This window comes from Streptomyces sp. CO7, from assembly GCF_053474865.1.
Map to the genome: position 1 here is coordinate 1 of NZ_JBRIOU010000011.1, position 13,444 is coordinate 13,444.

12 protein-coding genes are annotated in these 13,444 nt (G+C 71.9%); 9 read left to right on the plus strand and 3 right to left on the minus strand.

From position 1 onward, the window contains the following. A partial coding sequence (locus ACOV8S_RS29070) for a hypothetical protein (protein ID WP_448321475.1) occupies positions 1 to 185 on the minus strand: 185 nt, incomplete at its 3' end. Between the two features lie 27 nt (positions 186 to 212). Between ACOV8S_RS29070 and ruvA the strand changes: the two genes are divergently transcribed. The 7 genes from ruvA (at position 213) to ACOV8S_RS29105 (ending at position 8,869) form a co-directional block, all read left to right on the plus strand. Continuing rightward, positions 213 to 827: a Holliday junction branch migration protein RuvA gene (gene ruvA / locus ACOV8S_RS29075; RefSeq protein ID WP_448321476.1), complete on the plus strand. Its 615-nt coding sequence runs from the start codon at positions 213 to 215 to the stop codon at positions 825 to 827. Positions 828 to 836: 9 nt separating this feature from the next. After that, positions 837 to 1,931 carry a Holliday junction branch migration DNA helicase RuvB gene (gene ruvB, locus ACOV8S_RS29080; RefSeq protein ID WP_448321477.1) on the plus strand — a complete coding sequence of 365 codons (1,095 nt, stop codon included), beginning with the start codon at positions 837 to 839 and terminating at the stop codon, positions 1,929 to 1,931. 179 nt (positions 1,932 to 2,110) lie between these two features. Continuing rightward, entirely contained in the window at positions 2,111 to 2,557 is a 447-nt protein-coding gene (gene yajC, locus ACOV8S_RS29085; protein WP_448321478.1) for a preprotein translocase subunit YajC, read from the plus strand. A gap of 143 nt (positions 2,558 to 2,700) precedes the next feature. Continuing rightward, the gene (secD, locus tag ACOV8S_RS29090; RefSeq protein WP_448321479.1) at positions 2,701 to 4,479 is read left to right on the plus strand and encodes a protein translocase subunit SecD; all 1,779 of its coding nucleotides are present in this window, start codon (positions 2,701 to 2,703) and stop codon (positions 4,477 to 4,479) included. 1 nt (position 4,480) lies between these two features. After that, positions 4,481 to 5,575: a protein translocase subunit SecF gene (gene secF / locus ACOV8S_RS29095; protein WP_448321480.1), complete on the plus strand. Its 1,095-nt coding sequence runs from the start codon at positions 4,481 to 4,483 to the stop codon at positions 5,573 to 5,575. A gap of 4 nt (positions 5,576 to 5,579) precedes the next feature. After that, entirely contained in the window at positions 5,580 to 6,119 is a 540-nt protein-coding gene (locus tag ACOV8S_RS29100) for an adenine phosphoribosyltransferase (RefSeq protein WP_448321481.1), read from the plus strand. Positions 6,120 to 6,325: 206 nt separating this feature from the next. Continuing rightward, entirely contained in the window at positions 6,326 to 8,869 is a 2,544-nt protein-coding gene (locus ACOV8S_RS29105) for a RelA/SpoT family protein (protein WP_448321482.1), read from the plus strand. A gap of 87 nt (positions 8,870 to 8,956) precedes the next feature. Here the strand turns inward: ACOV8S_RS29105 and ACOV8S_RS29110 are convergent, their stop codons facing one another. After that, positions 8,957 to 10,186 carry a DUF349 domain-containing protein gene (locus tag ACOV8S_RS29110; RefSeq protein WP_351112247.1) on the minus strand — a complete coding sequence of 410 codons (1,230 nt, stop codon included), beginning with the start codon at positions 10,184 to 10,186 and terminating at the stop codon, positions 8,957 to 8,959. A 168-nt stretch (positions 10,187 to 10,354) separates the two neighbouring features. Further along, positions 10,355 to 11,170 (minus strand): peptidylprolyl isomerase, encoded by an 816-nt coding sequence (locus ACOV8S_RS29115; RefSeq protein ID WP_448321483.1) that lies wholly within the window; start codon positions 11,168 to 11,170, stop codon positions 10,355 to 10,357. 180 nt (positions 11,171 to 11,350) lie between these two features. Between ACOV8S_RS29115 and ACOV8S_RS29120 the strand changes: the two genes are divergently transcribed. Further along, positions 11,351 to 12,058, plus strand: coding sequence for an MBL fold metallo-hydrolase (locus tag ACOV8S_RS29120; RefSeq protein WP_448321484.1), 708 nt, complete (start codon positions 11,351 to 11,353; stop codon positions 12,056 to 12,058). Between the two features lie 13 nt (positions 12,059 to 12,071). After that, complete coding sequence (hisS, locus tag ACOV8S_RS29125; protein ID WP_448321485.1) at positions 12,072 to 13,334, plus strand: histidine--tRNA ligase; 1,263 nt, start codon at positions 12,072 to 12,074, stop codon at positions 13,332 to 13,334. Positions 13,335 to 13,444: the final 110 nt, after the last annotated feature.

The following is a 13,444-nucleotide window of genomic DNA, read 5'->3' on the forward strand; positions in this document are numbered from 1 at the left end:
GCCAGGGCAAGGCCCCCCGCGGCCTCACCCGGCACCGGCGCCTCTTCCGGCCCCCGGTCCTCGTCCGACGCCGAGACCTCGTCCGGCCGGGAGCCCTCGTCCGGCCGGGAGCCCTCTTCCGGCCCCGCGACCTCGCCCGGTCCCGCCCGCACGTCCTCACCGGTCGACCCCTCACGGGCCGACACCCCGCAACCGAAAGGCCGCCGCCCGTCATGATCGCCTTCGTGAGCGGCCCGGTCGCCGCCCTCGCCCCGGACTCCGCCGTGGTCGAGGTGGGCGGCATCGGCATCGCCGTGCAGTGCACCCCCGACACCCTCTCCCGGCTCCGCCAGGGCGAGAACGCCCGCCTGGCCACCTCGCTGGTGGTCCGCGAGGACTCCCTGACGCTCTACGGCTTCGCCGACGACGACGAGCGGCAGGTCTTCGAGCTGCTGCAGACCGCCAGCGGCGTCGGCCCCCGGCTCGCCCAGGCCATGCTCGCCGTGCACAGCCCCGACGCGCTCCGGCGCGCGGTGGCCTCCGGCGACGAGAAGGCGCTCACCGCGGTCCCCGGCATCGGCAAGAAGGGAGCGCAGAAGCTCCTCCTCGAGCTCAAGGACCGGCTCGGCGCCCCCGTCGGCTCGCCCGCCCGTCCCGCCGTCGGCGTCGCCCTCGGCCCGGCCGGCTGGCGCGACCAGCTGCACGCGGCCCTGGTCGGCCTCGGCTACGCGGCCCGCGAGGCGGACGAGGCCGTGGAGGCGATCGCCCCGCAGGCCGAGGCGGAGGCCGACCCGCAGATCGGGCGCCTGCTGAAGGCCGCGCTGCAGACCCTCAACCGAGCCCGCTAGGAGACCTGGGTGAACTGGGACGACACCACCGACGACCGCACCGCCCCCGAGCGGCTGGTCGGCGCCTCCGCGGACGGCGAGGACCAGGCGGTCGAGGCCGCGCTGCGCCCCAAGGACCTGGGCGAGTTCATCGGCCAGGAGAAGGTCCGCGAGCAGCTCGACCTGGTGCTGCGGGCCGCCCGTGCCCGCGGCGCCACCGCCGACCACGTGCTGCTCTCCGGCGCACCCGGTCTGGGCAAGACGACCCTCTCCATGATCATCGCGGCCGAGATGGGCGCCCCGATCCGCATCACCAGCGGCCCGGCCATCCAGCACGCGGGCGACCTCGCCGCGATCCTCTCCTCGCTCCAGGAGGGCGAGGTCCTCTTCCTCGACGAGATCCACCGCATGTCGCGGCCGGCCGAGGAGATGCTGTACATGGCCATGGAGGACTTCCGGGTCGACGTGATCGTCGGCAAGGGCCCCGGCGCCACCGCCATCCCGCTGGAGCTGCCCCCGTTCACCCTGGTCGGAGCCACCACCCGGGCCGGGCTGCTGCCCCCGCCGCTGCGGGACCGGTTCGGTTTCACCGCGCACATGGAGTTCTACGCCCCCGACGAGCTGGAGCGCGTGATCCACCGCTCGGCCCGGCTGCTCGACGTGGAGATCGACGCCGACGGCGCCGCCGAGATCGCCGGCCGCTCCCGCGGCACCCCCCGCATCGCCAACCGGCTGCTGCGCCGCGTGCGGGACTACGCGCAGGTCAAGACGGACGGCGTCATCACCCGTGAGGTGGCTTCCGCGGCGCTCCAGGTGTACGAGGTGGACACCCGTGGCCTGGACCGGCTGGACCGGGGCGTGCTCGAAGCGCTGCTCAAGCTGTTCGGCGGCGGCCCGGTGGGCCTGTCGACGCTGGCCGTGGCGGTGGGGGAGGAGCGCGAGACGGTCGAGGAGGTCGCCGAGCCGTTCCTGGTGCGGGAGGGCCTGCTGGCCCGCACACCCCGCGGCCGGATCGCCACCCCCGCGGCCTGGGCCCACCTGGGGCTCACCCCGCCGGGCGCCGCGGTGCCCGGCGCCGTCGGCAGGACGGCAGGGAACGGACAAGGCGACCTGTTCGGGGCGTGAGGGGTGTGTGACGGGAGGTAAAGCTCGCTACGGAAGGAACCCCGGTGACATGCTGGGCGTTGTTCCATGCGCGCGGGCTCGCTTAGACTCCGCCGATGCCGCCCCTGTGGGCGGCGCCCACCCCACCCCCGTCAACAGGCCGCTCACGATCGCGGTCGTGCGAAGGAAATCTCCGTCCCGTGGATATCTTGACCCTTTTCCCGTTCATCATTCTTATCGGGGCCATGTTCCTGATGACCCGCTCGGCCAAGAAGAAGCAGCAGCAGGCCGCCGACATGCGGAATCAGATGCAGCCCGGTACCGGCGTCCGGACGATCGGGGGCATGTACGCCACGGTCAAGGAGGTCAGCGACGAGACGGTCCTGCTCGACGCGGGTCCCGGCGTGGAGCTGCTCTTCGCGAAGAACTCCATCGGCGCGGTCCTGACCGATGAGGAGTACAACCGCATCGTGCACGGCATCGAGGCCGAGCTGAAGGACGACGTCGTCCCCGACGACGCCTCCTCCCTCACCGACGAGGACGCCGACGCGGACACCCGTGCCGTCGCCGACGACCAGGTCGTGGACCTGGGCAAGAAGGCCGAGGACGAGCCGAGGAAGACCGACGGCGAGTCCGACGCCAAGTAGGCACGCTCCGGCGTGGGGGGTGACCGGTCGCACCCCGCGCACCCCGGGGGGGAACACCAGCGTTCCGTACGGGGTCCGAACTTGTCATGGCCGTCCGCCGACCGCACAGGTGCGCGCGGCGGCCCGAGAGGGAGTACGAGAAGGTGGCAGCACCTAAGAAGGGCCGCAGCGCGAACGCGCCGGGCAAGCCGGGACGCGCCCTCGCCCTGATCCTGATCGCCCTGGTGGCGCTCACCGGAGGCATGTTCGTCTCCGGACACACCACCCCGCGTCTCGGCATCGACCTGGCCGGCGGCACCAGCATCACGCTGCGCGCGGTCGCCGAGAAGGGCCAGGAGTCGGCGATCAACCCGACGAACATGGCCACGGCGGTCGACATCATGGAGCGCCGGGTCAACGGCCTGGGCGTCTCCGAGGCCGAGGTCCAGACCCAGGGCGACAAGAACATCATCGTCAACGTCCCCAAGGGCACCAACTCGCAGCAGGCCCGGGACCAGGTCGGCACCACCGCCAAGCTGTACTTCCGTCCCGTGGTGCAGCTGGAGGTCTCCGGCGGCGAGGCCGCGGTCCCGACTCCGGGCGCCACCGACGGGGCCTCCCCGTCGGCCGACCCCGCGGGCAAGAACAGTGCGTCGCCCTCCGCCCCCGAGGCCTCCGACCCGTCCGCGAAGGCCTCCGCCTCGCCCCAGGGCCGTGCGCTGACCGAGGGCCTCAAGGCCGCCACCGCCACTCCCTCCCCGGACGCCACCGGCGCCACCGAGGCCCCGGCGGAGAGCCCCGCGCCCGCGCAGACCACCGCGCCGGTCGACGAGAAGGTGCAGGCCGCCTACGCCAAGCTCGACTGCAGCGACCCCAAGCAGCGCGCCACCGCCGGCAAGGACAGCAAGCCCGAGGACTCCACGGTCGCCTGCGGCCGCAACGGCGACGGCCCCTGGCAGAAGTACATCCTCGGCGCCGCCGAGGTCGACGGCACCGACGTCGACGACGCCCAGGCCGTCCTGAACACCCAGACCGGCGCCGGCTGGACCGTCACCATGGAGTTCACCTCCGAGGGCCGCAAGAAGTTCGGCGACATCACCGGCCAGCTGGCCACCCAGGCCCCGCCGATGAACCAGTTCGCCATCGTGCTCGACGGCGAGGTCGTCTCCGACCCGCGCGTCAGCGAGGCGCTGACCGGCGGCAACGCCGAGATCTCCGGCAGCTTCGGCCAGGAGGAGGCCCAGGCGCTGGCGAACATGCTGTCCTACGGCGCCCTCCCGCTGACCTTCGAGGAGGACAGCGTCACCACGGTGACCCCGGCCCTCGGCGGCGAGCAGCTGGAAGCCGGTCTGATCGCCGGCGCCATCGGCCTCGCCCTGGTCGTGATCTACCTGCTGGTCTACTACCGCGGCCTGTCGCTGATCGCGATCGTCTCGCTGCTGGTCTCGGCCGCGCTGACCTACTCGATCATGTCGCTGCTCGGCCCCGGCATCGGCTTCGCGCTGAACCTGCCGGCCGTCTGCGGCGCCATCGTGGCCATCGGCATCACCGCGGACTCGTTCATCGTGTACTTCGAGCGCATCCGCGACGAGATCCGCGACGGACGCACGCTGCGCCCGGCCGTGGAGCGTGCCTGGCCGCGCGCCCGGCGCACCATCCTGGTCTCCGACTTCGTGTCGTTCCTCGCCGCCGCGGTCCTCTTCGTGGTCACCGTCGGCAAGGTCCAGGGCTTCGCGTTCACCCTCGGTCTGACCACCCTGCTCGACGTGGTCGTGGTGTTCCTCTTCACCAAGCCGCTGATGACGCTGCTGGCCCGCACGAAGTTCTTCTCCAGCGGCAACAGCTGGTCCGGTCTGGACCCCAAGCGCCTGGGCGTGCAGCCCCCGCTGCGCCGCACGCGTCGTCCCTCCTCCTCCGCCCTCGTCGAACCCAAGGAGGCCTGAGATGTCGAAACTCGGCACCCTCGGCGCCCGGCTCCACCGCGGCGAGGTCGGCTACGACTTCGTCGGCAAGCGCAAGATCTGGTACGGCGTCTCGATCCTGATCACGGTCCTCGCCGTCTTCGGCCTGTTCAAGCCCGGTCTGCACATGGGCATCGAGTTCCAGGGCGGCGCCGTCTTCACGACCCCGAAGACGAGCGTCTCGGTCTCCCAGGCCGAGTCGTACGCCGAGGACGCCTCCGGCCACGACGCGATCGTCCAGGGTCTGGGCACCGGCGGCATGCGCATCCAGGTCGCGGGCATCGACACGCAGAAGTCCGACGCGATCAAGACCGAGCTCGCCGACAAGCTGAAGGTCGACCCCGAGCAGATCAACGCCGAGCTGGTCGGCCCCAGCTGGGGTGAGCAGATCGCCGCCAAGGCATGGCAGGGCCTGGCCATCTTCATGGTCCTGGTGGTCATCTACCTCGCCATCGCCTTCGAGTGGCGGATGGCGGTGGCCGCCCTGGTGGCCCTGATCCACGACATCACCATCACGGTCGGCGTCTATGCCCTGGTGGGCTTCGAGGTCACCCCGGGCACCGTGATCGGTCTGCTGACCATCCTCGGTTACTCGCTCTACGACACGGTCGTCGTCTTCGACAGCCTCAAGGAGCAGACCAAGGACCTCACCAAGCAGACCCGCTGGACGTACCGGGACGTGGCCAACCGGTCGATCAACGGCACCCTGGTCCGCTCCATCAACACCACCGTGGTGGCGCTGCTGCCGGTGGCGGGCCTGCTGTTCATCGGTGGCGGCGTCCTGGGCGCCGGCATGCTGAACGACATCTCGCTGTCGCTCTTCGTCGGTCTCGCGGCCGGCGCCTACTCGTCGATCTTCATCGCCACGCCGCTGGTCGCCGACCTCAAGGAGACCGAGCCGCAGATGAAGGCGCTGCGCCGCCGGGTGCTCGCCAAGCGGGCGCAGGCCGGCGAGGGCGCCACCGCGGTGGCCGGCGTGGACGCCGGGACCGCGGAGGACGACCCGGAGGGCTCCGGCCCCGCCGTGGTGGGCCCGCGGGCCGGCCGCAGCGGCCGGGCGTCCGGACGGAGGCGATGACGCCGTGACCGACGTCCAGGCGCTGCTGCTCAGCCGCATCCGCGAGGTCGAGGACTACCCCGAGCCCGGCGTGAGGTTCAAGGACATCACGCCGCTGCTCGCGGACCCCGAGGCCTTCGGCGCGCTCACCGACGCGCTGGCGGAGATCGCGGCGCGCACCGGGGCGACGAAGATCGTGGGCCTGGAGGCCCGCGGCTTCATCCTCGGCGCGCCGGCGGCGGTGCGGGCCGGGATCGGGTTCATCCCGGTCCGCAAGGCCGGCAAGCTGCCCGGCGCGACGCTGAGCCAGGCGTACGACCTGGAGTACGGATCGGCGGAGATCGAGGTGCACGCGGAGGACCTGGCCCCCGAGGACCGGGTGCTGGTCGTCGACGACGTGCTCGCCACGGGCGGCACGGCGGAGGCCTCCCTGCAGCTGGTGCGCAGGGCGGGAGCCGAGGTCGCGGGTCTCGCGGTCCTCATGGAGCTCGCCTTCCTGCACGGCCGGGCTCGCCTGGAGCCGGCCCTGGACGGCGCCCCGCTCGCGGCGCTGCTCGTCGTCTGACCCCTCGGCTCCACCCCGCCCCACAGCTCCACCCAGCCGGACCCCGGGCCTTGTGCCCGGGGTCCGGCTCTGTCCCCTCCCAGGAGCCGCCCCGGTCCGGGAAACCGGCCGCCGGGCAGGCTGACGGGCGTCGGAGGGGGAACGCTCGCTACCATGGGATCTCCGGGGCCCGACCGGGTGACCCGGACCGCGCCCGAGGAGTCCTCTTGCCAGACGAGGCCCAGTCACTGACCGCCGCCCAGCCCGAGCGGGCGAAGGACGACGCGGCGACCCCAGCGCCGGACACGGACGCGCAGGACATCCGCGAGGACCCCGCCGCCGCCCCGGCGGCGCCCGGCCGCGCCCAGGAACGGGCGGCCGCCGCGCCGGCCGAGGAGGCGCGCCCCCGGCCCTCGACCCGCACCACCGGACCGGCCGGCGCCGCCGCGAGCGGCGCCGCCTCGAGGTCCGGCTCCTCCAGCCGTGTCCGCGCCCGTCTCGCCCGTCTCGGCGTACAGCGCTCCAGCGCGTACAACCCGGTCCTGGAGCCCCTGCTGCGGATAGTGCGCGGCAACGACCCGAAGATCGAGTCGTCCACGCTCCGCCAGATCGAGAAGGCCTACCAGGTCGCCGAGCGCTGGCACCGCGGCCAGAAGCGCAAGAGCGGCGACCCGTACATCACCCACCCGCTCGCGGTCACCACCATCCTCGCCGAGCTCGGCATGGACCCGGCGACGCTGATGGCCGGGCTGCTCCACGACACCGTCGAGGACACCGAGTACGGCCTGGAGCAGCTGCGCCAGGACTTCGGCGACACCGTGGCCCTGCTGGTCGACGGCGTGACCAAGCTGGACAAGGTCAAGTTCGGCGAGGCCGCGCAGGCCGAGACGGTGCGCAAGATGGTCGTCGCGATGGCCAAGGACCCCCGGGTCCTGGTGATCAAGCTCGCGGACCGCCTGCACAACATGCGCACCATGCGCTACCTGAAGCGGGAGAAGCAGGAGAAGAAGGCCCGCGAGACCCTCGAGATCTACGCCCCGCTGGCCCACCGGCTGGGCATGAACACCATCAAGTGGGAGCTGGAGGACCTCGCCTTCGCGATCCTCTACCCCAAGATGTACGACGAGATCGTCCGCCTGGTCGCCGAGCGCGCCCCCAAGCGCGACGAGTACCTCGCCACGGTCATCGACGAGGTCCAGGCGGATCTGCGGGCCGCCCGCATCAAGGCGACCGTCACCGGGCGCCCCAAGCACTACTACAGCGTCTACCAGAAGATGATCGTCCGCGGCCGCGACTTCGCGGAGATCTACGACCTGGTGGGCATCCGCGTCCTCGTGGACACCGTCCGCGACTGCTACGCGGCCCTCGGCACGGTGCACGCGCGATGGAACCCGGTCCCCGGCCGGTTCAAGGACTACATCGCGATGCCCAAGTTCAACATGTACCAGTCGCTGCACACGACGGTCATCGGGCCCGGCGGCAAGCCGGTCGAGCTGCAGATCCGCACCTTCGACATGCACCGCCGCGCCGAGTACGGCATCGCCGCGCACTGGAAGTACAAGCAGGAGGCCGTGGCCGGCGCCTCCAAGGTCCGCACCGACGCCCCGCGCTCCGGTGGGTCCGGCAAGGACAAGGACGCGGTCAACGACATGGCCTGGCTGCGCCAGCTCCTCGACTGGCAGAAGGAGACCGAGGACCCCGGCGAGTTCCTCGACTCGCTGCGCTTCGACCTCTCCCGCAACGAGGTCTTCGTCTTCACCCCCAAGGGCGACGTGATAGCGCTGCCCGCCGGGGCGACGCCGGTCGACTTCGCCTACGCCGTCCACACCGAGGTCGGCGACCGCACCATCGGCGCCCGCGTCAACGGCCGCTTGGTGCCGCTGGAGTCGACCCTGGACAACGGCGACACGGTGGAGGTCTTCACCTCCAAGGCCGACAACGCCGGCCCCTCCCGCGACTGGCTCGGCTTCGTCAAGTCGCCGCGCGCCCGCAACAAGATCCGCGCCTGGTTCTCCAAGGAGCGCCGCGACGAGGCGATCGAGCACGGCAAGGACGCCATCGCGCGGGCCATGCGCAAGCAGAACCTGCCGATCCAGCGGATCCTCACCGGCGACTCCCTGGTCACCATCGCGCACGAGATGCGCTACCCGGACATCTCCTCGCTGTACGCCGCGATCGGCGAGGGCCACGTGGCCGCGCAGAACGTCGTGCAGAAGCTGGTCCAGGCGATGGGCGGCGAGGAGGCGGCCAGCGAGGAGGTCGACGAGAGCATCCCGCCGGCCCGCACCCGCAAGCGGCGCTCCAGCGCCGACCCGGGCGTGGTCGTCAAGGGCGTCGACGACGTGTGGGTCAAGCTGGCCCGGTGCTGCACGCCGGTGCCCGGCGACCCGATCATCGGCTTCGTGACCCGCGGCAGCGGGGTCTCGGTGCACCGCACCGACTGCGTCAACGTCGACTCGCTCTCCCGCGAGCCCGAGCGGATGCTCGAGGTGGAGTGGGCGCCCACCCAGTCCTCGGTGTTCCTGGTCGCCATCCAGGTCGAGGCCCTGGACCGCTCCCGGCTCCTGTCCGACGTGACCCGCGTCCTGTCCGACCAGCACGTCAACATCCTGTCGGCCGCGGTGCAGACCTCGCGCGACCGGGTGGCCACCTCGCGGTTCACCTTCGAGATGGGTGACCCCAAGCACCTGGGCCACGTCCTGAAGGCCGTACGGGGCGTGGAGGGCGTCTACGACGTCTACCGGGTCACCTCGGCCCGGCAGACCCGCTGACCCACCGCGGGCCCTCCGCGCGGGGGCCCGCACGGCGAAGCCCCCGGCCGCGCGGCGGCCGGGGGCTTCGGAGCAGTCGGACGACGGTCAGCCGCCGAACTCCTGGAGACCCTTCAGGGCCTGGTCCAGCAGGGCCCGACGGCCCTCCAGCTCACGCTCGAGCTTCTCCGCCCGGGCGGTGTTGCCCTGCGCGCGCGCCTGCTCGATCTGGCCCTCGAGCTTGTCCACGGCGGCCTGCAGCTGACCGGTCAGACCCGCGGCGCGCGCCCGCGCCTCCGGGTTGGTGCGGCGCCACTCGGCCTCCTCGGCCTCCTGGATCGCCCGCTCCACCGCGTGCATCCGGCCCTCGACCTTCGGGCGCGCGTCCCGCGGGACGTGACCGATGGCCTCCCACCGCTCGTTGACCGAACGGAAGGCGGCACGCGCCGACTTGAGGTCGGTGACCGGGAGGATCCTCTCGGCCTCCTCGGCCAGCTCCTCCTTCAGCTTCAGGTTCTCCGCCTGCTCGGCGTCCCGCTCGGCGAAGACCGAGCCGCGGGCGGCGAAGAAGACGTCCTGGGCGCCGCGGAAGCGGTTCCACAGCTCGTCCTCGTGCTCGCGCTGGGCGCGGCCCGCGGCCTTCCACTCGGTCATCAGCTCGCGGTAACGGGCGGCCGTCGGACCCCAGTCGGTCGACCCGGACAGCGACTCGGCCTCGGCGACCAGGCGCTCCTTGACCTTGCGGGCGTCCTCGCGCTGCGCGTCCAGCTGCGCGAAGTGGGCCTTGCGGCGCTTGGAGAACGCGCTGCGGGCGTGCGAGAAGCGGTGCCACAGCTCGTCGTCGGACTTGCGGTCCAGCCGCGGCAGCCCCTTCCAGGTGTCCACCAGCGCGCGCAGCCGCTCGCCGGCCGACCGCCACTGCTCGGACTGCGCCAGCTCCTCGGCCTCGGCGACCAGCGCCTCCTTGGCCTGACGCGCCTCCTCGGACTGCTTGGCCCGCTGAGCCTTGCGCTCCTCCCGACGCGAGTCGACCGTCGCCACGAGCTTGTCCAGACGCGCGCGCAGCGCGTCCAGGTCGCCCACCGCGTGATGGGCGTCGACCTGCTCGCGCAGGTGCTCCACGGCGGCCAGGGCGTCCTTCGCGGCGAGGTCGGTGGTCCTCACCCTCCGCTCGAGGAGGCCGATCTCGACAACCAGGCCCTCGTACTTGCGCTCGAAGTAGGCCAACGCCTCGTCGGGGGAGCCGGCCTGCCAGGAGCCGACCACCTTCTCGCCGTCGGCCGTACGCACGTACACGGTCCCCGTCTCGTCGACGCGGCCCCACGGGTCGCTGCTCACAGCGCCTCCTCCACATGATGCCGCGGGGTGTTTCGTGGCCCCGGGCATCCTCCACAGTTTCGTCACCGGTCAACATAGGCGACCGGCGGGTGGCCTGTCCGCATTCCGCGCGACCGAATATCGGCCCACGCGGTGGTCACGGCGGTCACGGCAGACAGGCCGCTGACATCAGGACGCGGTGACGGTCGCCTTCTCGATGACCACCGTCGCGTTGGGGGCGCCGTCCCCCGCGCCGGTGCTCTCACCGGCCTTGGCGATCTTGTCCAGGACGGCCAGGCCCTTCGCGTCGAGCTTGCCGAAGGGGGTGTAGTTCGGCGGCAGCGGGCTGTCCTTGTAGACCAGGAAGAACTGGCTGCCGTTGGTGTTCGGACCGGCGTTGGCCATGGCGACCGTGCCCGTCGGGTACGTGTTCTTCTTCAGGGCGTCCGACTTGAGGTTCTCGTCCTTGAGTTCGTAGCCCGGGCCGCCGGAGCCGGAGGCCGTCGGGTCGCCGCACTGCAGGACGTAGATGCCCTGCGTCGTCAGGCGGTGGCACTTCGTGTGGTCGAAGTAGCCCTTGCCGGCCAGGAACTTGAAGGAGTTCACGGTGTGCGGCGCGCCCGCGGCGTCCAGCGCGACCGGGATGTCGCCGCACGTGGTGTCCAGCGTCATCGTGTACTTCGCCGACTTGTCGAGGTCGAGCTTCGGCTCCTCCTTGAAGGTCATCTCCTCGACCTTGCCCGCCGCGGGCTTCTCGCAGGGGTCGGGCGCCTTGCTCGGCTGGGCGCTCGGCGAGGCGTCCGCGCTCGCCGCCGTGTTCTCGCCGTCCTCGCGCAGGGTGCCCGTGGTGTACAGCGCGACGCTGCCGACCAGGACCACGCCGAGGACCGACGCGACCACCGCGTTCCGAATGCGCGCCTTGCGGCGGGTCTCGGTGCGCCGCTGCTGCTGGCGCAAGAACTTCTCCCGGGCGAGCTGACGCCGCCGCTGTTCCTGGCTGACCACCGGGTCTCACTCCTCGTGCGAATCGTGCGTCGACCGGGCCGCGTGAGCCTCCTGAGCCGACCGCGTACGTGTGCCCCGTACCGTATATGGGTTCGCCGATGATTCGGCAGCGCCGGTAGGCTGCTGAGGCCAGGGTTGGCCGGATAGCCGCCGCCCGTATCGACACAACGAGGGACGATCGTGCTCATTGCCGGGTTCCCGGCCGGTGCCTGGGGGACGAACTGTTATCTCGTCGCCCCCGGAGCCGGCGAGGAATGCGTGATCATCGACCCCGGCCACCAGGCCGCCCAGGGAGTCGAGGAGACGCTCAGGAAGCATCGGCTCAAGCCTGTCGCGGTCGTCCTCACCCATGGACACATCGACCACGTCGCCTCGGTCGTCCCGGTGTGCGGCGCGCACGACGTGCCCGCCTGGATCCACCCGGCGGACCGGTACATGATGAGCGACCCCGAGAAGGCGCTCGGCCGGTCCATCGGCATGCCGCTCATGGGTGAGCTGACCGTGGGGGAGCCCGACGACGTCAAGGAGCTGAGCGACGGCTCCGCGCTGGAACTCGCGGGCCTCGAGTTCTCCGTGGCGCACGCACCGGGCCATACCAAGGGGTCGGTGACCTTCCGGATGCCCGAGAGCGCGGACGTGCCGTCCGTGTTCTTCTCCGGGGATCTGCTGTTCGCCGGCTCCATCGGACGGACCGACCTGCCGGGCGGCGACATGGACGACATGCTCGCGTCGCTGGCCCGCGTGTGCCTGCCGCTGGACGACACCACCGTCGTCCTGTCCGGCCACGGCCCCCAGACGACCATCGGCCAGGAGCGCGCCGCCAACCCGTATCTGCGGCAGGCGGCCGCCGGCCCGGAGGGCCTCCGGGCCCCCCGACGAGGAATGTGACGAGAGAACACCCGTGAGCACTTTCAAGGCCCCCAAGGGCACCTACGACCTGATCCCGCCGAACTCCGCCCGCTTCCTGGCGGTCCGCGACGCGATCTCGGCCCCGCTGCGCAACTCCGGCTACGGCTACATCGAGACGCCCGGCTTCGAGGACGTCGAGCTGTTCGCCCGCGGCGTCGGCGAGTCCACCGACATCGTCACCAAGGAGATGTACACGCTCACCACCAAGGGCGGCAGCGAGCTCGCGCTGCGCCCGGAGGGCACCGCCTCGGTGCTGCGCGCCGCGCTGGAGGCCAACCTCCACAAGGCCGGCAACCTCCCGGTGAAGCTCTGGTACTCCGGCTCCTACTACCGCTACGAGCGCCCGCAGAAGGGCCGCTACCGCCACTTCTCGCAGGTGGGCGCCGAGGCGATCGGCGCGGAGGACCCGGCACTGGACGCCGAGCTGATCATCCTCGCCGACCAGGCGTACCGCTCGCTGGGCCTGCGGAACTTCCGCATCCTGCTCAACAGCCTCGGCGACAAGGAGTGCCGCCCGGCCTACCGGGCCGCGCTGCAGGACTTCCTGCGCGGCCTGGACCTCGACGAGGAGACGCTGCGCCGCGCCGAGATCAACCCGCTGCGCGTCCTCGACGACAAGCGGGCCGACGTGCAGAAGCAGCTCGTCGACGCGCCCCTGCTCAAGGACCACCTGTGCGAGGCCTGCAAGGCCTACCACGAGGAGGTCCGCGAGCTGATCACCGCCGCGGGCGTCGTCTTCGAGGACGACCCCAAGCTGGTGCGCGGCCTGGACTACTACACCCGCACCACCTTCGAGTTCGTCCACGACGGCCTCGGCTCGCAGTCCGCGGTGGGCGGCGGCGGCCGTTACGACGGCCTCTCCGAGATGATCGGCGGCCCGGCGCTGCCGTCCGTGGGCTGGGCGCTCGGCGTCGACCGCACGGTGCTCGCCCTGGAGGCCGAGGGCGTGGAGCTGGACCTGCCCGCCACCACCAGCGTCTTCGCCGTGCCGATGGGCGAGGAGGCCCGGCGCCTGCTGTTCGCCAAGGTCACCGAGCTGCGCAAGGTGGGCGTCGCGGCGGACTTCTGCTTCGGCGGCAAGGGGCTCAAGAGCGCCATGAAGAGCGCCCACCGCTCCGGCGCGCGCTTCACGATCGTCGCGGGCGAGCGGGACCTCGCCGAGGGCGTCGTCCAGCTGAAGGACATGGAGTCCGGGGAGCAGACCGCGGTCGGCGTCGGCGAGATCATCGCCGAACTGGAGTCGCGACTCGGCTGACCGCCGTACACCGCGTCGACGGAACCGGGGGCCCGCACGGACAGGTGCGGGCCCCCGGTTCCGTGTCCGCCCCGGGCGGGTACCGGGCGGGCGCGGCGTCAGTCCTGTAG